Source organism: Blautia sp. OM07-19 (assembly GCF_003481595.1).
Lineage (GTDB): Bacteria > Bacillota > Clostridia > Lachnospirales > Lachnospiraceae > Blautia_A > Blautia_A intestinihominis.
Map to the genome: position 1 here is coordinate 52049 of NZ_QULA01000007.1, position 22949 is coordinate 74997.

The following is a 22949-nucleotide window of genomic DNA, read 5'->3' on the forward strand; positions in this document are numbered from 1 at the left end:
TAAACTTGAATTAAATGGGCGGGGTGAATGCCCCGCCTGCTTTTTGGAAAGGGGGCGCCATTTTGGCAGACAATATTTTAGTAATGGATCACATTACGAAGGAGTTCCCCGGTGTCAAAGCTCTGGACAATGTAAATCTTGAGGTCCAGCGAGGAGAGATTCACGCGCTGATCGGTGAAAACGGTGCGGGAAAATCCACACTGATGAACGTATTAAGTGGTCAGTATCCATATGGAAGTTATACAGGTACCGTTACCTATGAAGGCGAGGAATGTAAGTTTAAAAACCTGAACGACAGTGAAGCGAAAGGTATCGTCATTATTCATCAGGAACTTGCACTGATTCCGTTGCTTTCTATCGGAGAGAATATGTTTCTCGGAAACGAGATTAAGAATAAAAGAGGCAGCATTGACTGGGACAAAACATACAGTGAAGCAGAAAAACACATGGCTCAGGTTGGGCTCCATGAATCTGCACAGACACTGATCAAAGATATCGGAACAGGTAAACAGCAGCTGGTAGAGATCGCCAAGGCATTTTCCAAGAAGGTTAAACTTCTGATCCTGGATGAGCCTACCTCTTCTCTGAATGATGAAGATGCCAAAATGCTTCTGGATCTTCTGATGGAATTCAAGAAAAACGGTCTTACCTCTATCATCATCACACATAAACTGAATGAGATCATCTATTGTGCAGACCGCTGTACGATCATCCGAGATGGTACAACGATCGAAACACTGACAAAAGGCGTAGATGACTTAAGCGAAGACCGTATCATCAAAGGTATGGTTGGCCGTTCTATGGATGACCGTTATCCGGCCAGAAAGCATAACGTCAGCAAAGATGTCATGCTGGAAGTAAAGAACTGGACCGTACATCATCCGCTTTATCCGGAAAAAGTCGTAGATGACAATATTTCCTGTAAAGTACATAAAGGCGAGGTTATTGGTTTCTCCGGACTGCAGGGTGCAGGACGTACTGAGTTTGCAATGTCCGTATTCGGAAAGAGCTACGGAAGCAACATCAGTGGTGAACTCTATATCAAGGGAGAAAAAGTAAACCTCAAGAATCCGCGTGATGCGATCCGTCATGGTCTTGCCTATGTAACAGAAGACCGTAAGACAAACGGTGTGATCCTCGGAGAATCTATTCGATTTAATACAACGCTTGCACGACTTTCCAAAGTCTGTGAAAAGGGCGTGATCAACACAGATCTGGAAGTGCACCTGGCTGATGAGATGACAAAGGAAATGGGAACCAAGACTCCTTCCAATGAGCAGAAGATCGGCAACCTTTCCGGTGGTAACCAGCAGAAAGCACTTCTCGGCAAATGGATGTTTACAGAACCGGATATCCTGATTCTGGATGAGCCGACACGAGGCATCGATGTAGGTGCAAAATACGATATCTATTGCCTGATCAACAAAATGGTAGAAGATGGAAAATCAGTTATCATGATCTCATCCGAAATGCCGGAGCTTCTTGGTATGTGTGACCGTATCTACGTTATGAGTGAGGGCCGTCTGGCAGGCGAACTCAGTGCCGAAGAGGCAACACAGGAACGTATTATGGCTTCGATCATGCAGGAGCAGAATAAGAAATAAGGTCGAAACGTGAATTCGATTCTACCGGGAAAGGGGTAAAAAAATGAAGTTTAATGTAAAAGATTTCTTAAGAAAATATACAATGGTCATTGCACTGGTAGTTGTATTTATCCTGTTCTGTGGCCTGACAGATGGAAGACTTCTGTATGCACAGAATATGTCAAACCTGATGCTTCAGAATGGTTACGTTCTGGTTCTTGCATGTGGTATGTTGTTATGTATCCTGACAGGTGGTAACATCGACCTTTCTGTAGGTGCTGTTATCTGTATGGTCGGTGGTCTTGCAGCTGTCATGATCGGTAACAAAGGAATGAACCCATATCTTACCATTATCATCTGCCTCGTTGTAGGTCTTCTGGTAGGTGTATGGCAGGGTTACTGGATCGGTTACAAACGTATCCCTCCATTTATCACAACACTTGCAGGTATGTTCATCTTCCGTGGATTTGGACGTCTGATCCTGGACAACAAGACTGTTTCTATCCAGGACAAAGGTTTCCTGAATGTATTTACATCCTACATCAACATTCCTGGACTTGACGACACAGCAAACTATTCTGCACTGATCGTTGGTATCGTAGTTGCAGTTTATGTGATCTTCAACGTAGTTCGTTCCAGAGCAAACAAAGCAAAAAGAGGATATCGCCAGAACACAGCATTTTCTGATTACAGCAAAGCAGTCATCATCGCAGCAGTTATCCTCTGGTACTGCTACAAACTGTTCCAGTACAAAGGTATCTCCATCATGTTCGTATGGGTTGTTGCAATCTGCCTGATCTACAACTTCATCACATCCAGAACAGCATTTGGACGTTACTTCTACGCAATCGGCGGTAACGAGAAAGCTACACAGCTTTCCGGTATTGATACAAACAAAGTTTACTTCATCGCGTATGCAAACATGGGACTTCTTGCAGGTCTTGCAGGTCTTCTTTGTGCAGCACGTGTAGGTTCTGTAAACGGTAGTACAGGTACATCCTTCGAGATGGATGCGATCGGTTCCTGTTTCATCGGTGGTGCTTCCGCATACGGCGGCAGCGGTACTGTAGGCGGTGTAGTGATCGGTGCTCTTCTCCTCGGTGTCATCAACATGGGTATGTCCATCATGGGTATCGGTGATTCCTGGCAGTACGTAGTAAAAGGTGCCGTACTTCTTATCGCAGTTGTATTTGATGTATTATCCAACAGAAAGAACGGCTGATCGATCTGATCAGATTAACAAGAGGAGTCATTGTGCAAAAGCAATGGCTCCTTTTGCAATGCTGTCATAATTGTGTTACAATATGAAAAAATACAAAGGAATTATGATGAATTATGAAAAAATTTACACTGACAGTTTTTTGCATACTGGCAGGATGCATCTTTTTTCTGTCAGGGATCTGGGTCTACTTTCAGAAATCCATGGATAAGGTGGATCTGGGCGAAGGAGAATATGCAGCGAGTTATCAGAAGCACTATCTGATGATCTCCAATGACAAAGATACCCTGATGTGGCAGTCCATCTACCAAAGCGCCAGCGAAACTGCCAAAGAAGCCGATGCCTACGTCGAACTTCTTTCACCGGAACAGATGAAGAATTACACACAGGAAGACTGTCTGCGGATCGGGATCGCATCTCACGTTGACGGGATCATTCTTGAAGCAGACGGAAGCAAGGCCGAGCAGAAACTGATCGAAGAGGCTGCCCGCGAGGGAATCCCGGTTGTCACGATCCTTACAGACGATTCTGCATGCCGCAGGATCAGCTTTGTCGGTCTGAACAGTTATGAGATGGGAAGTGCTTATACTGACCAGATAGCAGGAATGCTGAATGAAAAAGGGACCACACAGATCCTGTTTCTTTCGACTTCCAGTTCCAAGACACAGGAGACCAATCTTGTTTACTATCAGGTAAAAAAAGAACTGGAATCCAGGAAAAAAACAGGCCAGTCTGTCAATCTGTCAGAGTACTGTGTGGATAGCAGTGCAGATTTTGACACGGAAGAATTTGTCCGGGATATGTTTGTAAATGAGGAAAGTCTGCCGGATGTCCTGGTATGCATGGATGAAGTCGTGACGGAATGCGTATATCAGGCCCTGGTCGATTATAACCAGGTTGGAAATGTCAAGGTGATCGGTTACTATTATTCCGATGTGATTCTGAATGCGATCGACAAGGGGATCCTGTCCTCCACGATCGCGATGGATATGGATGAAGTAGGAAAATACAGTGTCAACGCACTGGAAGAGTATTTATCTCTTGGGCACAGCAACGGATATTACAGTGTCAATCAGCATGTGATCACAAAGGATAACACCGATGAGTACAGAACGGAGGGCGAAAAATGACAGAAAAAAAGGACACCCCTTCCGTAAATAATTCCATACAGACCAGACTGAGTGGAGTCATGCTCATGGTGCTTGTCTTTGCACTCGGGATCAATTTCTTTATTTTCAGTCAGATCCAGAATGCCGTTACCAGGATCGATGCGGTCTTTTCCAGCAATGTCGATGTGAATGAGCTTTCGGAAGCACTGGAACTTGTTGAGAACACAGTCTATGAATACCTGAATACAAAAAGTACCGAGACACTGGAAAACTATTACCGTTATGACCAGAATTACAAAAATCTGATCGAAGATCTCAACGACAAAAACATGGACAGCGAAGTAAAGATGCTCGAAAAAAACATCCGCAGGATGTCCGAGAGTTATCTGGATCAGACAAATGAGACAGTTCAGGCGAAGCGAGGAAGAAATGTAGAGAAATACAAGACTTCCTACGAAACAGAAAATCAGCTCTATGAATATATCAACACTTACATATACAAATTAAATAATTTGCGCTTTAAGACAAACTCAGCAAATTATCAGTTATTACTGTCATCGATGAATGTGCTGTACAGACTCTGCCTGATCGTACTGATCGTCGTCTATGTGGTTGGGCTTGCAGTGACGGTCCTTCTGGTGCGGAATATGATCCGCCCGCTGACCGCTCTTTCCAATACGGCACATGAGGTTGCAAAAGGAAATCTCGATGTTCCGCAGCTTCCTATTGTTATGGATGATGAAGTTGGAGTCGTGACGAGAAGTTTTAACCAGATGCTGGAGAGCATCCGCGAGAACATCGACCAGCTCAAGGAAAGCATGGAGCGGCAGGCGCAGATGAAGGAACGAGAGCTTATGATGGAGGCACACCTTAAGGAAGCACAGCTGAAGTTCCTTCAGGCGCAGATCAATCCGCATTTTCTGTTCAATTCCCTGAATGCAGGTGCACAGCTTGCGATGATGGGAGATGCGGACAAGACAGGTATATTTCTGGAAAAAATGGCGGATTTTTTCCGGTATAATGTGCGCAAGATGGAAGAAGATGCGATGCTCTGGGAGGAGATCGAGGCGGTAGATAATTATATCTACATCCTGAATGTGCGCTTTGCCGGAGATATTGTATATATCCGGGAAATAGATGAAGACATCGAAAACATCCGCATTCCAAGCATGATCCTTCAGCCGCTGGTAGAAAATGCCGTCCAGCATGGAATCCATGACTGCATGGAGACGGGACGCATTGTGATGTCTATCCACAGAAACCAGGATATGATCGATATCACGGTCAGCGACAATGGTGCGGGAATGACGGAAGAAATGATCGCGAAGGTTATGGAAGGAAGAGCAGTGCAGGATGAAGAAAACCGCTATTCTACAGGAATCGCGGTACATAATGTCATAGAAAGACTGAAGCTGTATTACAAACAGGAAGGACTTATGACGATCGAGAGTGACGGACCTGGAACCGGAACGAAAGTTCATATTGTCATTCCGATGGAAAAAGAGGAACTGGAGTAGCATAAGAAAGTGGAGGGGAAACAAAACAATGTATCGTATATTGGTAGCAGATGACGAGGGAATTATGCTGGAAGCTTTCAAAAGTGTGATATCCAGTACATTTGGGGACAGCTGTATCACAGAAACTGCCAAGACAGGAAGAGCAGTGACAGAAAAAGCAGAAACTTTTCATCCGGACATTGTCTTTATGGACATTCATATGCCGGGAATCAACGGGATCCAGGCAATGCGGGAAATACGAAAATTCAATACGACAGCACTTTTTTATGTAGTATCTGCTTATGACAAGTTTGATTATGCAAAAGAGGCGATCGATCTTGGCGTGGAGCGTTATCTGACAAAGCCGATCTCCAAGGCAAAGATCATCTCCGCGGTGGAAGAAGCCATCGAGAAGGTGGATAAGAAGAGAAATCAGAGAAGCAACCTGTTGAAGATCCAGGAAAAACTGGAAACGGTCATCCCTGTTGTGGAAAACAGCTTTGTAGGAAGCCTTTTGTTCCAGCAGGAGGAACAGACAGCAGACTACTACCGGCAGCTTCTGGATATCGAGGAAAAACAGGGCTATGTCATGGTCATCCAGTTTGGCCAGTCGTATGAAAATGGTAGGCTGATAAGCCCTGTCGGAATGAATGTGAAAGCACAGAGTTTTTATGATGAGCTGAGGGATGTGGTGAAATCCTCTTTTTCCTGTGCAGTGGGATCGGTGATGTCAAACCGTATTCCGGTGATCGTGCCGTGCAGCCTGCCTGAGAATCCATATGAAGAAAGGATCGACCTCGTGGAACAGGCGAGAAATCTTGTGTCAAGGCTGGAAAACAGGATCGATGCCAGATTTCGTATCGGACTTGGCAGGATCAGACCTATGCGGGAATTGGAGCGCTCTTACCGTGAAGCACTCCGCGCGCTGAACGGAAGCAAGAGCAGAGTGATCCATATCGAGGACCTTTCGCAGAACGGTGTTTATGATGAGGAGTTTCCTGTCGATATGGAGAAACGGATCTTCCGTTATCTTGGTGATGGGGACGAAAAGAAATGTGTACAGGAGCTGAATACGTTCTTTGACTGGATGCTGGAACATTACGCGGAGGATATGAACAACATCCGTCTGAAGGTTCTGGAATACATTATCTGGGGCGAAAAGATCGCTTTTGAGGCAGGTGCTGTCAACTATGGATTCAGCTACAGGCGGGATTATCTGGATGTAGCGATGGCATGCAGCGGTTACGAAGAACTCAGAAGCTGGTTTCTGGATAAGATGGTCAACATCTGTCGTTCCATCCGTGATCAGAAAGAGGAACAGTCGAATTCCGCTGTCAAAAAGGCAATGCTCTACATCCAGGAAAATTTCAGCAAGGACATTTCACTGGATGAAGTTTCCGGTCAGGTAAATATCAGCCCTTATTATTTCAGCAAGATCTTCAAGGAGGAAACGGGCGAGAACTTCATTGAATATCTCACTAGGATCCGAATAGAAAAAGCGAAAGAATTCCTGAAACAGCCGGAAGTCAGCGTCAAAGAAGCCGGCGTAAAGAGCGGCTATACAGACCCGAACTATTTCAGCAGGATCTTTAAGAAGCAGACAGACATGACTCCAAGTGAATTCAAGACGAGGTACGGAAAATGAAAAAGAAAAGAGGGATAGCTCTTCTTATAACTGCCCTGATGTTTGTTCTTTGCGTGACAGGATGCGGAACACAGAAAATTGAGACAACAAAAAAAGAAACAACAGAAGAAAAGAAACTCCAGATCGGACTCAGTTTTGATTCCTTTGTGATCGAGAGATGGCTTCGCGACCGGGATATGTTCGTATCTACGGCACAGGGGCTTGGGGCAGAAGTAAATGTCCAGGTGGCAGGCGGTGATGTGGATGAACAGATCTCACAGATCGAATACTTTATCCAGAAGGAAATGGACGTGATCGTGATCATCCCGATCGACGGAGATGCTCTGTATGATGTGGTAAAAGAAGCGAAGGACAAGGGGATCAAAGTAGTCTGCTATGACCGGATGATCGCAAATGTGGATGCAGACCTCTATATCACGATCGACAATGAGATGGTAGGAACCCTGATGGGAGAGGCTTTGGTCGAGGCATGCCCGGACGGTGGAAATATCTTCGCGATCAACGGTTCTCCTACGGACAAAAATGTAGAGGAGGTAGAACTTGGTTTCCGTAAGGCTCTGAAAGGAAGCAAACTCAAGATCGCCTATACAGGATACTGTGATAACTGGCTCGCTGAGATGGCAGCAACGCATGTAAACAAAGGCCTTGAGGTGACAGACGACATTGTGGGCGTGATGTGCGGCAATGATGATCTGGCAAGCCAGGCAGTCAAAGTCCTGGCAGAAAACCGTCTCGCAGGACAGGTGGCACTGGTTGCGCAGGATGCAGACCTGGCAGCCTGCCAGCGGATTGTAGAGGGGACACAGACCATGACAGTCTACAAACCGATCGAGCAGGAGGCAAGCACAGCGGCGATCCTCGCAGTGGCACTCGGAAACGGTACAGACATTACCTCAAAAGACTGTGAGATCCCGGTCACAGAGACCACAGATGACGGTTCCGGCGAGATCCCATATTACAAGATCACACCGATCGCAGTGACTGCAGAAAACATGGACGAAGTCATCGTGGATGGAGGATTCCATTCAAAAGAAGATGTATATCTGAATGTAAAAGAATAAAAGAGATGTAATAAGAAAAGGAACCTCGTACAGCGCTTTGGAACAGGCTGTGCGGGGTTCCTTTTTGAAGGCTTTGATTTAGATGACCGGCAGAAAGTTACTGCTCGATCCCTTCCATATAGGAATTATAGATATCGGGATTGATCTTTTCCCTGATGGAATCGTAAACGCCCTGAGAAGCCTCGCGGATCTCTTTGCGTGTCTCATCAGAAAGTTTGATGATCTGTGTTCCGCTGTCCTCGATCACGGCGACTTTGTCTGCGATTCTGGCATCGGACTGTTCTCTTGCGTATTCTGTGGCAAGCTGGGCAGCCTCTGTCATGATCTCCTGTTCATCCTCCGGAAGATCCTTGAAGAAATCGTCATTGACGATCAGGGAGATCAGATGCGGAAGATGGTTGGTTTCTACAACATAATCCTGCTGTTCATAGAGATTGTTGGAAACGATGACCTCGTATGGGTTTTCCTGTGCATCGATGGTGTGCTGCTGCAGGCCGATGTACACTTCGCTGAAACTCATCGGGGTTGGGTTTGCACCAAGCGCTTTCCAGAAAGCAAGATGGTAGCTGTTTTCCATGGTACGGATCTTCTGGCCTTTAAAGTCTGCAAGGCTGTTGACCGGTTTGTTTGTACTCATAACACGGAAGCCCTGGTCTGCCATACCAAGAAGATGATAGCCGCCTTCGGTATAGACGTCGCTGATCAGGCTGTTGAACTGTGGATCGTCGATCTTTTTACGGCAGTCATCCAGAGAATCGAATACGCACGGAAGGTCAAATACAGCAAGGTCGCTCATGAAGGAAACCTGAGGTGCAGTATTCTGAACGACAAACGGAATGTCGCCGTCTGCACAGGTCTCCAGAAGGTCACGGTCACCGCCGAGGGTGGAGTTTGCGTAAACCTGAATCTTCATTTTGCCGTTGCTTAAGTCTGAGACTTCTTCTGCAAACTTCTCGGCGAAGATCTGTGTTACGGTATCCTCCGGGCTGGCGGTTGCCAGCGGCCAGGAATAACGCTGTACTTCTTCATCGGAAGAGCCGCAGCCGGTAAGGGCAACGCTCAGGATTCCAGCTGCAGCCAGTACCGGGACTGTACGGAGGATACGACGGATTTTTTTGTCTGAATTATAAGTAGTAAATTTTTTCATCTTTCTCCTCCTATAAGATTCCAATTGAGATCGCCGGAATAAAAGTGATCAGAAGAAGGGCGATTAGGAAGAATACGATCATTGGCATGGCTTTTTTGGCGATTGCCATGACTGGAACATCGGTAAGGGAACTTGCAACGAACAGATTGACTCCAATTGGAGGAGTAACAAATCCGATGGCAAGGTTTACAACCATGATCACACCAAACTGGATCGGGTCCATACCGATCGCCTGCACGATAGGGAGCAGAATCGGTGTAAGGATCAGGATTGCCGGTGTGGTATCCATAACCATTCCGACAATCAGGAGGAACAGGTTGATGATCAGCAGGATCGCAACCGGGCTGTGGAAGTTGTTCAGGATAAATTCACTGACTGTCTGTGGAACCTGCATCAGAGTCAGGACTCTGGAGAATGCAGTGGAAGCAGCCAGGATGAAGAGGATTGGGGTGAAAGTACGGATCGCTTCCACCAGGATTCCCCAGATATCGCGGATATGGATGCTCTTGTATACAAAAAGGCTGATGATCAGTGCATAAAATACAGAGATAACAGCGGCTTCTGTCGGAGAAGCGACACCGCTGTAGATACATCCAAGGATGATGACCGGGCTCAAGAGAGCGAAGAAGCTTTCTTTGAGCACTTTCAGAAGTCCTTTGTCATGAAGCTCCTGAACTTCGGCATGGATCTTGGCTTTGTCCTCGCCGTAGCGTTTGCAGTGATAGATCGCATAGATCATGAGCAGGGCTCCGATCATGAGGCCAGGGACGATTCCGGCAAGGAACAGGTCGCTGACGGAAGCACCGGATGCCATACCGTACATGATGAACGGGATACTCGGAGGGATGATAACCCCCAGGCCTCCGGCAACGGCAACGATTGCAGTGGAAAATGTCAGGTCATATCCCAGATTGGTAAGGATCGGGATGGTCATACTTCCTACGGCTGCAACAGTAGCCGGAGCAGATCCGGAGATCGCACCGTAGAAAAGGCAGGTTACGATAACGGCACACGGCATTCCTGCTGTGAATTTACCAAGAAAGTAAGCGAAAACATCGAATAATTTCTTGGAGATGCCGCCTTTTGCCATGATGATACCGGACAATACGAACATTGGGACGGCGAGCAGCGGAAAAGAATCCAGACCGCCGAACATCGCACGGATCAGATATTTGGCACCTACCGTAAAGGAAGGATCACAGATGGAAGGAAGAACAGATGTAATTCCCAGTGTGATCGATACCGGAACAGCGATGACCAGTAATAAAACAAAAATGATAAATAAAACAACGACTGGCATTAGTGTTCCTCCTCATTTGAATTCTTGATGGTGTTGATACGGTTGTCAATTCCTGCACCGATGGCCTGTTCAGCAGGAGATTCTGCATTTGCCTGGATGAAGGACTCTGGTGTGTTGCGCTCCGGGTGAGCCGGGTCAAAGACATTTTCACCTCTTGCTACGCGGAACTCGATGATCCAGCGCTGCAGGACGCGGAATGCGACCAGGATGAAAGATACGAACGGAGCCGCCTGAATGTAATACATCGGGATGCCGCAGGCCGGGGAAAGCTGTCCGCTGTGCACAGAAGACATCATATAGGACCAGGCAAACGGGATCATGTAGATAAAGAAGATGAGTTCGAAGGTGTGGTTCACAACCTTGAAGATCGCCTTGCCTCTGCGTGGGAAAATTGCAACAAACTGTTCGATCTTGATCGACAGGCATTTCTTGCTGCAGTAGCTGACGCTCAAAAAGCCGCACCAGATAAACAGGTATCTGGTGAGTTCCTCAGACCAGGACAGGGACATTCCAAGAACGTATCGGCATAATACCTGAATACCCATGATCAGTGTCATGGCGATCAGAAAAATGACCAGAATAAATTCTTCGAGGTTTTCGTCCAGCCAGTGAAGTGTTTTTTTCATGGATGACCTCCCTTAAAAGTAAATATAGATGCTTTTCCACAATAACTGTTTAATGCTTTACAGTTATAAAACACCGGTATTTCTATTGTAAATAAAAATACCGGCGTTTTCAAGAAGTAAATATTATATAATGCGATTTGGCTATATTACATAGCGTTATGAAGAAGTCCAAGGACTGTGTTCAGATCGTTTACTCCCATCTGTCCCGGTGCGGATGCTTTCTTTGCTGCACCAAAAGTCATGGAAGAACCAAATACTTCACCGCAGAGACGGCTGATAACGCCGGTGCCTGCCATGGACATTGTGATGATCGGTCTGTCTGCATAGTCTGTAGCCATTTCCTCTGTTGCAGCCAGAAGTGTGAGAACGTCTTTCTTGTTCTGTGGCATAACTGCAATTTTCGGAATGTCTGCGTTCATGTCCTGCATCTTGCGGAGACGATAGATGATATCTGCTTTTGCAGGAGTCTTGAAGAAGTCGTGGTTGGAAGCGATAACCTTAACGCCTGCTGCGTGAGCACCGTCGATGATCTTCTTAACAATCTCATCACCTGTGAAGATCTCTACGTCGATCAGATCTACATATCCGGTCTGAGCTGCTTTGATGTTGAGTTCTGCATAAGCTTCCGGCTCGATCGCTTTCTCGCCGCCTTCTTTGGAAGTACGGAATGTCATAAGAAGCGGGATGTTTCCAAGTGCTGCACGAAGATCCTTGAGTACATCTTCTACTTTTGCAAAATCAAAAACGCCTTCAAACCAGTCTACACGCCATTCAACAACATCAACCGGAATAGAATCAAAGGTTTTTGCTTCTTCGATGATGTCTTCTTTTGTAACACCAACGATAGGAACGATAATCTTCGGTGCGCCTGCGCCGATCTCGATATCACGGATTTTTACTGTATTCATGATTTGGGTCCTTTCTATTTAGTTGGCTTTTCACCCTTGGTTTTCATTTTAGTTCTCTGCTTCAGCAAGTGCAACCATTTTTTTGTAACGGATGTTTACATACAGTCCAAGTACAACACCGACTGCTGTAAGAACGATGTTCATTGTCATAACCTGAGATGGCTGCATTTTGGATGCTGCTGTCAGGATCGTGTAGTTGCAGAGGGAAGATGCGATCATAACGAGCGCGGTTACAGTTCCCTTGATTTTAGGGAAGAGCATGTTGCATACGGAAGTTGCAATCTGCAGAAGTCCGCCTGCGCCTGCCCATCCGATGATGAATGCACCGGCGATCATAAGTGTCTGGCTCTGTCCCATAAGTACAACGATCAGAGTTGCAAGGCAGATAACCGGGTAGATCACGATAAAACGAACGTCTTTGATCTTTCTTGTGAGCAGTGCTGTTACAACAAGTGCGATCAGGGTTCCTGCTGAGTAATAGGTCTGCATGATAGACGGGTCAGCCCAGCCTACGTTTTCTTTTGCAAAGTTCTGTGCACAGTTCAGCCATAACTGGAAAGTACCTGTGCAGGTGAATCCGATCAGGATCATAGCTATGGATTCAAGTGAGAAATGAGTATGTTTCAGGCTGTCGATAAGTCCTTCTTTCTTGCCGGCTGCTTTCTGGTCTGCATCCGGAAGCGGGAACAGGAATACCAGTACAAAAAGTACAAGGTAGATGATTCCACATCCGAAGAATAAACGGTTGTAGGAAGTAAGTCCTGCAGCAGTAGTAGCTACGGTTGCACCGAGTACGAATGGAAGCATCATCTGAGCGATAGCGATGAAGAATTTGATTCCCATTGTAGCAACGCCAGGAGCTTTGTAGATGATCTCGGAAACTGCCGGGTAGATACCTGTATCAAGGAATGAGTTTGCGATACCGCCGACGATCGCGCATACATAAGCGATTGTGTATCCGCCGTTTGTTCCGGCATTAAATGCGAGTGCCAGACCGACCAGATAGATCGCATAGGAAGCACTTCCAATCGCTGTGGAAATACGGCGTCCTAATTTGTCTGAAAGCGGGCCTGCAAAAGGAAGGGCGATCAGTCGTCCAAGACCTAATGCTGCTGAAATTGCGGTGATTGCCATGGCTTCCACACCCCATGCGGTTGCCAGAGCTTCCTTAATAACTGCCTGTCCTAAGATAGAACATCCAACACCGTGGATAAAATAGTTCAAGTACAGGATCAATGCACTTGGCAGGTACTTTTTGTTCATGGTTCTCTCCTTTTCCTGTGAAACATTTGTTTTTTTTACTTGTGTTTTGTTCTGTCACAAACAATGAATGCCTTTTTTAATGAAAAGCTTTTATCAAAAGCCTGTTAAAAAAATAACATTTATCTGTATTTTAACAGGTACAATTCGTGTAGTCTAATGCTTTTAAAGCGAAAAACCAATGCATTGAATGCATTAATGTGATATACTAGGAACAAAATTATAATGATTAATGAAAGTAGAAATCCGGGACAGGATATTGGGGAATATATTTATATAGGAGGAATCAATCATGACACTGAATCAGATCTTGTATTTTCAGAAGGTCGCACGGCTGGAAAATTATCATCAGGCAGCAGAAGAACTGTATATTTCGCAGCCGTCTCTGAGCCGTTCCATGGCAGCCCTCGAGAGCGAGCTGGGAGTTGCTTTATTTGAAAAAAAAGGCAGGGGCGTAACACTTACAAAAGCGGGCAAGCTTTTTCTGGAACATGCAGACAGGATTGCAGGAGACTGTGACGTGGCAGTGGGGAAAATGCAGGAACTTTCTTCAGATGGCGGAAAGATCGATATCGGTTATATTTTTCCGCTTGCGGGGCATTATATTCCTCATAAAGTAAGGAAATTTCTGAACCAGGAAGAAAATAAGAACGTAGTCTTTAATTTCTGGCAGAATCATACACCGGCAATTGCCGAGAAGGTTCGTACAGGCGAGCTGGACGTTGGTTTCGGCGGTTATCTCAAGATGGATGATATGGAGTTTTTTCCGCTCAGCGCACAGGAGCTGGTGATCATCACGCCGAAGGAACATCCCCTTTCAGAGATGCAGGAAGTTCCGCTGGTGGAACTGGACCATTACCCGGTGATCGGCTATGAGAGTGCATCCTGGATGGGAACTTATGCCAAGTATCTGTACAGGAAATATCAGGTAAATCCGAATACGATCGTGGAATGTCCGGATGAATATTCTATAGTATCTCTGGTAAGGGAGAATTTTGGTATCGCACTGATGCCGCAGACGGATATCCTTCTGAATGCAGACGGCATCAAGATCCACAAGATCATGGGGCTTGAGATCTACCGCCAGGTTTTTATGTTCTGGATGAAAGACAGATATCGTCTGCCGGCAGTGGAGCGTTTTATCAAATATATGAAGGAACAGCAGGCAGATGATGCAAATGATACCGAAAACGTATCAAAAATTTATTTGAAAGATATTGTTAATTTTTAATACAAAGAGTTATGATAAAGGTGTCACAAACAAAGGATGGCCACTCACATTATGAATATGATGTTAAATGAATAAGGAGATTATTTCATGAAGAGTGAATACCCAAAGATTTTTGAACCTATAACAATCAAAAGAACTACTATCAAGAACCGTATCGCAATGACCCCGATGGGAACAAACTATGGTGAGACAAGCGGTGAGATGAGTAACCGTCACATGAATTATTACTCACTCCGCGCAAAAGGCGGCACAGGTTTAATCATTCTGGAAAATGCCAACATTGAGTATCCGGTAGGATCCAACGGCACCAGCCAGATCCGTATCGACCACGACAGCTTTATGCCGCGTTATTATCAGCTCGTAGAAAACCTTCATAAGAATGGTGCTACAGTAGCGATCCAGGTAAACCACGCCGGAGCTTCAGCCTCTTCTGCAAGAACCGGAATGGAGACCGTTTCTTCTTCCAATATCCCGACAAAGGCCGGCGGAGAAGTTCCGCGTCCGATGACAAAGGAAGAAATCCTTACAACTGTTAAGAAATATGGAGAGGCTGCAAAGCGTGTCCAGGCGATCGGTTTCGATGCGATCGAGATCCACTGCGGACATTCTTATCTGATGAGCCAGTTCATCTCCCCTTACTATAATAAGAGAACAGACGAGTTCGGAGGTTCCGTAGAGAACCGTCTTCGTTTCCCGCGTATGGTACTCGAAGAAGTTCGTAAGAACGTAGGACCTTGGTTCCCGATCATTGTTCGTATCTCCGCAGAAGAGAGAGTACCGGGTGGAAACACTCTGGAAGACACTCTGGAATATCTGGAATATCTCGATGAGTTCGTAGATATGTACGATGTTTCCTGTGCCCTGAACCCATCTCTTCAGTATCAGATCGACTCCAACTACCTTCCGGATGGATGGAGATCCTACATGGCAAGAGCCGTAAAGGACAAATTCAAGAAACCGGTTATCAATGCAGGTAACTACCGTGATCCTAAGATCGTCGAGAAAGTTCTCGAGAGCGGCGATGTAGATATCGTCGGAATGGGACGTGGCCTTATCGCAGAGCCAAACTGGGTTAAGAAAGTTGAGAATGGCGAGGAAGATCTTCTTCGTAAATGTATCTCATGTAATGTTGGATGTGCCGGAAACCGTATCGGTGTTAACCGTCCGATCCGTTGTACAGTCAACCCGGCTGTACCGGAAGGCGATATCTATAAAGCACTCAAAGTCAACAAGAACTGCAATGTTGTAGTTGTTGGTGGTGGTACAGCAGGTCTGGAAGCTGCATGTACAGCAGCAGAAGTAGGCTGTAACGTATTCGTTCTGGAGAAGAAGGATCACCTTGGAGGTCTCTCCACATTCATCTCAGATCTTCCGAGCAAGACCCGTATGAAAGATTTCCCGAAATATCTGGAAGCCCGTGCAGCCAGACTGAAGAATCTTTATGTTTTCCTGAACACAGAAGCAACTGTTGACAAAGTAAAACAGTTCAAACCGGACATCGTTGTAAACGCAACAGGTTCTGTACCGCTTGTCCCGCCGATCAAAGGTCTCAAAGAAAACATCGAGGCCGGAAACGTGGCTACGATCTTTGATATGATCAACAACCTGAACGCCGGCAAATATCCGGATGAAGCATGTAAGGGCAAAAAGGTCGTTGTAGTCGGCGGTGGATCCGTTGGACTTGACGTTATCGAATATTTTGCACCTCGCGGAGCAGAGTGTACGATCATCGATATGCTTCCTCAGATCGGTATGCTTGCAGACCCGATCACCAAATGTTCCATGCGTGAGACTCACGACAAATATGGTGTTAAGGAATATGTAAACACAGCACTTCAGGAAGTGAAGGAAAATGCATTCACAGTAAAACTTCCGGACGGACAGATCAAGGATATGGAATTCGACCTCGGCTTCAACTGCCTTGGAATGCGTTCCAACAACCCGGTACTTCCGGAACTTGAAGAAGCTTTCAATGATACAGATACTTATGTATACACCATCGGTGATTCCGTTCGTGCCCGCCGTATCATGGAAGGTACCATGGAAGGCCGTGCAGTACTGAACGTACTGGAGTCTCAGGGATTCCTGCATCTGGAACCACTTGAATAAATGATACCAAGGGAGCAAAGTTTTTATTAAAAAGAAAAGAGGAAAAAATCATGCCAAACGTAACAGGACATACAGAATTAGTAGGATTAATGGCTTACCCGATCCGTCACACACAGTCTCCGACAACTCATAACCTCGCATACGACAAAAACGGCGATGACGTTATCCAGCTTGCATTTGAAGTAGACAACGATTCCCTCAAAGACGCTGTTCAGAGTATCCGTGCTCTCAAAATGCTTGGATCCAACATCTCCATGCCGAACAAAACTGTTGTTCACAAATATCTGGACGAAGTTGATGAAGCTGCCAAATTATGCGGTGCTATCAACACAGTTGTAAACATGCGTGACGAAAACGGACAGGTTACAGGAAAACTCAAAGGCTACAACACTGACGGTATGGGATACTGGCAGGGACTCAAAGAAGAAGGCATTGATTTCAAAGGAATGAAGATGGTTCTGATCGGAACCGGCGGAGCTGCTACAGCAATCGCAGTACGCGGAGCTCTTGACGGAATCGCAGAGATCGAGATCTTCAACATCAAAGATAAATTCTACAGCCGTGGAGAAGAGATCGTTGACCTGATCAACAAGAACACAAACTGCAAAGCTACAATGAATGACCTTGCAGATCATGACCTCCTCAAAGAAAAAATGCATGCAGCAGATCTGTTCTGCGATGCAACAGGTGTAGGAATGCACCCACTGGAAGACCTTTCCAACATCCCGGACACTTCTTTCTTCAAGAAAGATCTGATCGTAACTGACACAGTTTACGCACCACGCGAAACTGTTATGATGAAACAGGCAAAAGAAGCAGGATGCGAAAAAGTTTACAATGGTATGAGCATGATGCTGTTCCAGGCACTCATCGCCATCAAACTTTACACTGGAAAAGATACTCCGGTAGATTACATGAAAGAAAAACTTGGAATCTAAATAGAAACCAGGAAAGCCATGGGGATGAAACTTCGTCTCTGTGGCTTTTTTAAATGTTCTGCTTGCTTTATCACTTTAAAGTGTGTATAATGAGAGCTATATACAGGTGAGCGAAATCGCCAAATTTTGATACGCGGAAAGGAATATGGATTATGTCAAAACATATCACAGGACACACCGGATTATTATGTTTACTTGGAAGCCCGGTCGCACACAGTGTTTCTCCGGAAATGCACAATGAAGCATGCGATCAGCTGGGGCTGGATTATACATATCTTGCATTTGATGTACCGGAAGATAAGATGCCGGAAGCAGTTCAGGGGCTTCGTACCATGGGCGCAAGAGGCTGGAACATTACCATGCCGGGCAAGAATATCATGTGCAAACTTGCAGATAAAGTATCTCCTGCATCTGAGATTTCAGGAGCATGCAATACGATCGTTAATGATAACGGCGTGCTGACTGCTTACACAACAGACGGTGTTGGATTTATGAGAGCAGTTGCTGAGAACGGTGTAGATATCATCGGCAAGAAAATGACTCTTCTCGGTGCCGGCGGAGCAGCTACAGCGATTCTGGTACAGGCTGCACTGGATGGCGTAGCAGAGATCAATGTGTTTAACGTGAGAGACAACTTCTTCGGAAGAGCTGAGGAGATCGTTGCGAAACTGAATGAGCGCACAGACTGCAAGGTAACTCTGCATGACTTCTCAGATCCGGAAGTACTTCGTGCTTCTATCGCAGAGAGCGCAATCCTTGTAAATGGTACTTCTGTTGGAATGGCTCCGAATGTAGACAGAACGATCATCACAGATACAAGTATGTTCCATAAGGATCTGTTTGTATTCGATGTAATTTACAATCCGCAGGAAACAAGACTGCTCCGTGAAGCAAAGGAAGCAGGATGCAAGACTGGTAACGGTATGTATATGCTGCTGTATCAGGGAGCTGCGTCCTTCAAGCTTTGGACGGGTGAGGAGATGCCGGTGGAGATCATAAAGGAGAAGTATTTCTCTTAGGAAGAGGAAATGTTTGGCTTGAGAAGCCGAAAATAATCGCCAAGGGGACTTCGCAGTCCCCTCGGCACACCCCTCGCCTGGGCTTTCGACGGGACGAATGGTAGTAGGAAAGATACAGAGTTCTTCGTTGTGGAGGACGGGAGGGTGTTGACTTTACTGAGGTTGAAAATTGTGAGGTTATGATTGAGTTAAGGTGGTTTTCGTAGAGGGTGATGCCATCTTTTTTTTGTTTCTTTTTTTATTTGTAGTGGTGAAGATGGAATGGAGGTGTAGGAGAATGGAATCCAGATCAGATGAACTTTATCATGTGTTGTGCGAAAAGGGGTATCCGGACGACTTTTGCCGGGAAATTGCTTATAGGCAGATGAATACGGATTATACGGCTACGCGGATGTTAGGCTACCTCTACCGGGTCTCTGATCCCCGCCCGGAGGACGTAGTAGACGAAATGCTCGCAATCCTGATCGACCGCGAAGCGATTATCAAAAAGAAAGAACTGGAGCACGCTCAGGCAACTATAAATCACGTTTATCGAGAAGGACTGTGAAAATATGAAAACATTAGAGCAATTCAAAGCAGAACAAATGACAGATAGGGAATTCGCTACGAAGTACGAAAAGATTCGCCTTGAACTTGAGAATGAAAAAACAAAAATAGAGGCAGAATATGAATTGAAAAATAATGTGGAATAATAAGAAAAAAGCACTGAAATCATGATGATGTCATGAGTTCAGTGCTTTTTTCTGTTACAGACTACTTAAGAAATGAAAGATCAATCTCCCCATCGAAAACGGTAGTAGCCGGTCCTGTCATATATACAAGGTTTTCCTGGGGGTTCCAGAGGATCTGGAGGTCGCCGCCGAGGAGTTTGACGGTGACTGGTTCACCTTCATCGACGAGTCCGTTCAGAGTGGAGGCTACGGCTACGGCGCAGGCACCGGTGCCGCAGGCGAGGGTTTCGCCGGAACCGCGCTCCCATACACGCATCTGGAGCGTGTGGCGGTCGATGACTTTGACAAATTCTGTGTTGATACGGTCCGGGAAATCAATGTGATTTTCGAATTTCGGGCCGATTTTTTCGATTTCGAGATTGTCGATATCATCCATATATACGATCGCATGTGGATTTCCCATAGAAACACCTGTGATACGGTAAGTAGTACCATCCACATCCAGCGGCTCGTTAATGACCTGCTCTTTGCCGGAAACAATCGGGATCTGGTTTGCAGTCAGGATCGGTGAGCCCATATTTACTTTAACCAGGGCAACCTTGCCGTCATCCCCAAGTGTCAGATCCAGATACTTAATACCGCTCTTGGTTGCAACAGAGATGCTGGTTTTGTCGATAATGCCGTAATCATAAGCATACTTGGCAACGCATCTGATCCCATTTCCGCACATAGCACCCTGAGAGCCATCGAGATTGTACATATCCATTTCACAGTCTGCCACATCAGACGGTTTGATCAGAATTAGACCATCTGATCCGATTCCGAAATGGCGGTCGCTGACGAATTTTGCCACCGCAGACGGATTGGTTACTGTTTCCTTGAAGCAATTCACGTATACATAATCGTTGCCGATCCCGTGCATTTTTGTAAATTTCATATAAATCCTCCTGTTTATTAAATATTCTCCCCATTCAGTTGCAATATCTTTAGTAAAACGCTGGATAAACTTTCCAGCACCATAGAACCATAGTATAACGGAAAAATGTTATAGTTTTGTGAAGATTAACTAAAAAATACTCAAAATTCTTATGAATAACGCCTAAACACTTTCTATAATAATCCGGAATCTACGGAACCAGCTCCTGCATCTTTGGAAACGGTCCGAGACTGCGTTTCAGAATTCCAGTCACCTGTGCGATCAGAATACCATAATTCGTGATCGGCACGCCCTGATCCTGGCAGCATGCGATGCGGTATTTCATTTCGCGTTCATTCAGCATGCAGCCGCCGCAGTGAACGACCATTTTATAGGAAGAAACATCATCCGGGAATTCTGTGCCGGAAGTAAATTCAAATACAGGTTCTTTTCCTGTATAGTTTCGGATCCACTCAGGCATCTTGCAGGTTCCAATATCTCCACATTGACGATGATGCGTACATCCTTCTGCGATCAGGATATGGTCGCCATCCTCGATAGAAGAAAGTGCGGCAACGCCTTTCAGCTGTGTCTCCAGTTCTCCTTTATATCTTGCAAAAAGAATAGAAAACGAAGTCAGAGTGATATTCTCCGGCACATCTTTTGAAACACGCGCAAATGCCTGGCTGTCAGTGACAACCAGTTTCGGACAGACACCCTGCGCCAGAAAATGATCCAGAGTACTTTTTAACTCCGTATCCCGCACAACAAGGGAAAGTGCGCCACGTTCCAGAATATCACGGATCGTCTGCTGCTGCGGCAGGATCAGACGGCCTTTCGGTGCGGCCTTGTCGATCGGGACGACCAGGATCACCAGATCAAGCGGCTCGATCAGATCCTGGATCAGTGGATACTGGTGTGTATCTTCCGGTTTCAGAGTGGCGATCTTTTCTTTTAGTTCCTGGATGTTCATGCCATCAGCTGCACTGGCCAGAACTTCCCCGGCGCGGACTGACATTGCGAGATTCTTGATCTCTTCGACAGAAAGAAGATCAATCTTATTGTAAACAACAAGATACGGAATGTGCTTCTCATGGAATTTATGAAGAAGCGCAAATTCCTCTTCACCCTTTCCAGTGGTGCTGTCCACGACCAGGATCGCAATATCCGTCTTGTTCAGGACCTGATAGCTTTTGCGCACGCGAAGCGCACCAAGTTCGCCCTCATCATCAATCCCCGGTGTGTCAATGACAACCACAGGGCCAAGCGGCAGCAGTTCCATGGATTTGTATACAGGATCCGTCGTAGTTCCCATCACAGAAGAAACGATCGCAAGATCCTGTCCGGTCACAGCATTGATCACACTCGATTTCCCGGCATTTCTTTTTCCAAAAAAACTGATATGTACCCGTTCAGAAGCAGGTGTCTGATTCATTCCCATAACTCTTCCCCCTTTGCCTTCGAAAAAAGATTACAGAAAATAATCCGAAAAAACAGGAAAAATTTACTGCAATATTTTAAATTATGAAAGTGTTTCTTTCTATTATAAGAAAATACAGAAAAATATGCAAGTATGAGAAGTGCATTTCTGCGTAAAAAGCGACAATGCTAAAATTTTTGTATTGCACTAAAAGAAAGAATTGCTTGTATTTTCTGCGGATTATGATACAATAAGAAAAATGAAGAGGAATTATGCATTTTTTCTGCATAAATATTCCAGGAAAACGAGGAGGAAAAGAAGATGAACTTAAAGAAAATCACAGCAATCGCTCTTGGTGCAGTTATGACTGTATCTATGGCAGTACCGACATTTGCAGCAGACGATGTAGAGACCGTTACAGATGGCAAACTTACAGTAGCAACAAGCCCGGACTTTGCACCGTATGAATTCTATTCTATCGATGATGACGGCAACCCGACACTGGCAGGATTTGACATGGATCTGGCTAAGTACATCGCAGACAAGATGGGACTGGAACTGGAAGTAGTTCCGATGGACTTTGACGGTGTATTAAGCGAACTTGCTCAGAAGAACGTAGACCTTGGCATGGCTGGTCTTTCCCCAGATCCGGCACGTGAGGATGCTATGGAGTTCTCAGACCTGTACTATCAGGGTGGACAGTCCTTCGTAACTGTCAAAGACAAAGCAGATCAGTTCAAATCTCTTGAAGATGCAAACAACAAGGATTACTCCATCGGAGCACAGACAGGTTCTATCCAGCTTGATCTTGCAAACGAGAACACACCGGATGCTGATATCGTATCTCTTCCTAAGGTTACTGACCTTATCACAGAGCTTCTGACAGGTAAGATGGATGGTGCATTCATCGAGACAGCAGTAGCAGAGAGCTATCAGAAGAACTATCCGGATCTTGTGATCGTATGTGATGTACCGTATGATACCGTAGGATCTGCAATCGGTGTTTCAAAAGGAAACGATGCACTTCTCAAAGCTGTAAACGCAGCGATCGCAGATGCACTTGATGACGGTTCCATGGACAAATTCATCGCAGATGCAACAGAGCTTGCAGCAGGTCAGACATATGAAGGAACACTGGACGACAACGGTGCAGTTCCGGAGACAGATGACACTGCAGAAGATGCTGAATAAGCAGATCAACCTGACTGGTAATACAAGCAATGGATAATGGATTCCTCCCCAGAACTGATGGGGAGGAATTTTGCTGACGATCAATTTATTACATTATTAA

Annotated in this window: 20 protein-coding genes; 13 read left to right on the forward strand and 7 right to left on the reverse strand. The window is 45.6% G+C overall.

Annotation, left to right across the window (positions count from 1 at the left end):
- Positions 1 to 62: 62 nt before the first annotated feature.
- From DXC01_RS07050 to DXC01_RS07075, 6 genes are all read left to right on the forward strand, one after another.
- Complete coding sequence (locus DXC01_RS07050) at positions 63 to 1604, forward strand: sugar ABC transporter ATP-binding protein (RefSeq protein WP_118698610.1); 1542 nt, start codon at positions 63 to 65, stop codon at positions 1602 to 1604.
- A 43-nt stretch (positions 1605 to 1647) separates the two neighbouring features.
- Positions 1648 to 2805 (forward strand): ABC transporter permease subunit, encoded by a 1158-nt coding sequence (locus DXC01_RS07055; RefSeq protein ID WP_022215389.1) that lies wholly within the window; start codon positions 1648 to 1650, stop codon positions 2803 to 2805.
- Positions 2806 to 2918: 113 nt separating this feature from the next.
- A complete protein-coding gene (locus DXC01_RS07060) occupies positions 2919 to 3932 on the forward strand; it encodes a substrate-binding domain-containing protein (RefSeq protein WP_118252104.1) in 1014 nt (337 codons plus the stop codon).
- A complete protein-coding gene (locus DXC01_RS07065; RefSeq protein ID WP_022215387.1) occupies positions 3929 to 5428 on the forward strand; it encodes a sensor histidine kinase in 1500 nt (499 codons plus the stop codon). Before DXC01_RS07060 ends, DXC01_RS07065 begins: the two co-directional genes overlap by 4 nt.
- 28 nt (positions 5429 to 5456) lie before the next feature.
- Entirely contained in the window at positions 5457 to 7052 is a 1596-nt protein-coding gene (locus DXC01_RS07070; protein WP_022215386.1) for a response regulator, read from the forward strand.
- Entirely contained in the window at positions 7049 to 8113 is a 1065-nt protein-coding gene (locus tag DXC01_RS07075; protein ID WP_118698611.1) for a substrate-binding domain-containing protein, read from the forward strand. The genes DXC01_RS07070 and DXC01_RS07075 overlap by 4 nt, the downstream gene beginning before the upstream one ends.
- A gap of 97 nt (positions 8114 to 8210) precedes the next feature.
- Here the strand turns inward: DXC01_RS07075 and DXC01_RS07080 are convergent, their stop codons facing one another.
- The 5 genes from DXC01_RS07080 to DXC01_RS07100 all read right to left on the reverse strand — a co-directional run bounded on the left by DXC01_RS07080 (position 8211) and on the right by DXC01_RS07100 (position 13357).
- Positions 8211 to 9260 carry a TRAP transporter substrate-binding protein gene (locus DXC01_RS07080; protein WP_118698612.1) on the reverse strand — a complete coding sequence of 350 codons (1050 nt, stop codon included), beginning with the start codon at positions 9258 to 9260 and terminating at the stop codon, positions 8211 to 8213.
- A 10-nt stretch (positions 9261 to 9270) separates the two neighbouring features.
- Positions 9271 to 10560: a TRAP transporter large permease gene (locus DXC01_RS07085; protein WP_022215383.1), complete on the reverse strand. Its 1290-nt coding sequence runs from the start codon at positions 10558 to 10560 to the stop codon at positions 9271 to 9273.
- Positions 10560 to 11186, reverse strand: coding sequence for a TRAP transporter small permease (locus DXC01_RS07090; protein ID WP_022215382.1), 627 nt, complete (start codon positions 11184 to 11186; stop codon positions 10560 to 10562). Before DXC01_RS07090 ends, DXC01_RS07085 begins: the two co-directional genes overlap by 1 nt.
- 146 nt (positions 11187 to 11332) lie before the next feature.
- A complete protein-coding gene (aroD, locus tag DXC01_RS07095) occupies positions 11333 to 12094 on the reverse strand; it encodes a type I 3-dehydroquinate dehydratase (protein ID WP_022215381.1) in 762 nt (253 codons plus the stop codon).
- 48 nt (positions 12095 to 12142) lie between these two features.
- Complete coding sequence (locus DXC01_RS07100) at positions 12143 to 13357, reverse strand: MFS transporter (protein ID WP_022215380.1); 1215 nt, start codon at positions 13355 to 13357, stop codon at positions 12143 to 12145.
- Between the two features lie 289 nt (positions 13358 to 13646).
- Here DXC01_RS07100 and DXC01_RS07105 point away from each other — a divergent pair, with 289 nt between their 5' ends.
- The 6 genes from DXC01_RS07105 to DXC01_RS20105 all read left to right on the forward strand — a co-directional run bounded on the left by DXC01_RS07105 (position 13647) and on the right by DXC01_RS20105 (position 19343).
- Positions 13647 to 14585: a LysR family transcriptional regulator gene (locus DXC01_RS07105; protein WP_022215379.1), complete on the forward strand. Its 939-nt coding sequence runs from the start codon at positions 13647 to 13649 to the stop codon at positions 14583 to 14585.
- An 87-nt stretch (positions 14586 to 14672) separates the two neighbouring features.
- Positions 14673 to 16694, forward strand: a complete 2022-nt coding sequence (locus DXC01_RS07110) for an oxidoreductase (protein WP_118698613.1) — start codon at positions 14673 to 14675, stop codon at positions 16692 to 16694.
- A gap of 47 nt (positions 16695 to 16741) precedes the next feature.
- Positions 16742 to 17632, forward strand: coding sequence for a quinate/shikimate dehydrogenase (locus DXC01_RS07115; RefSeq protein ID WP_334290851.1), 891 nt, complete (start codon positions 16742 to 16744; stop codon positions 17630 to 17632).
- Positions 17633 to 17784: 152 nt separating this feature from the next.
- On the forward strand, positions 17785 to 18651 hold the full coding sequence (gene aroE / locus DXC01_RS07120) for a shikimate dehydrogenase (protein WP_118698614.1): 867 nt from the start codon (positions 17785 to 17787) through the stop codon (positions 18649 to 18651).
- Between the two features lie 277 nt (positions 18652 to 18928).
- Positions 18929 to 19198, forward strand: coding sequence for a hypothetical protein (locus DXC01_RS07125; RefSeq protein WP_118698615.1), 270 nt, complete (start codon positions 18929 to 18931; stop codon positions 19196 to 19198).
- A gap of 4 nt (positions 19199 to 19202) precedes the next feature.
- On the forward strand, positions 19203 to 19343 hold the full coding sequence (locus DXC01_RS20105; RefSeq protein WP_158565281.1) for a hypothetical protein: 141 nt from the start codon (positions 19203 to 19205) through the stop codon (positions 19341 to 19343).
- Between the two features lie 61 nt (positions 19344 to 19404).
- On the opposite strand, the gene dapF is transcribed toward DXC01_RS20105, so the two are convergent.
- Entirely contained in the window at positions 19405 to 20259 is an 855-nt protein-coding gene (gene dapF / locus DXC01_RS07130) for a diaminopimelate epimerase (protein WP_118698616.1), read from the reverse strand.
- A gap of 190 nt (positions 20260 to 20449) precedes the next feature.
- The gene (hydF, locus tag DXC01_RS07135; protein ID WP_118698617.1) at positions 20450 to 21679 is read right to left on the reverse strand and encodes a [FeFe] hydrogenase H-cluster maturation GTPase HydF; all 1230 of its coding nucleotides are present in this window, start codon (positions 21677 to 21679) and stop codon (positions 20450 to 20452) included.
- 300 nt (positions 21680 to 21979) lie between these two features.
- Here hydF and DXC01_RS07140 point away from each other — a divergent pair, with 300 nt between their 5' ends.
- Positions 21980 to 22849, forward strand: coding sequence for a transporter substrate-binding domain-containing protein (locus tag DXC01_RS07140; protein WP_022215371.1), 870 nt, complete (start codon positions 21980 to 21982; stop codon positions 22847 to 22849).
- Positions 22850 to 22949: the final 100 nt, after the last annotated feature.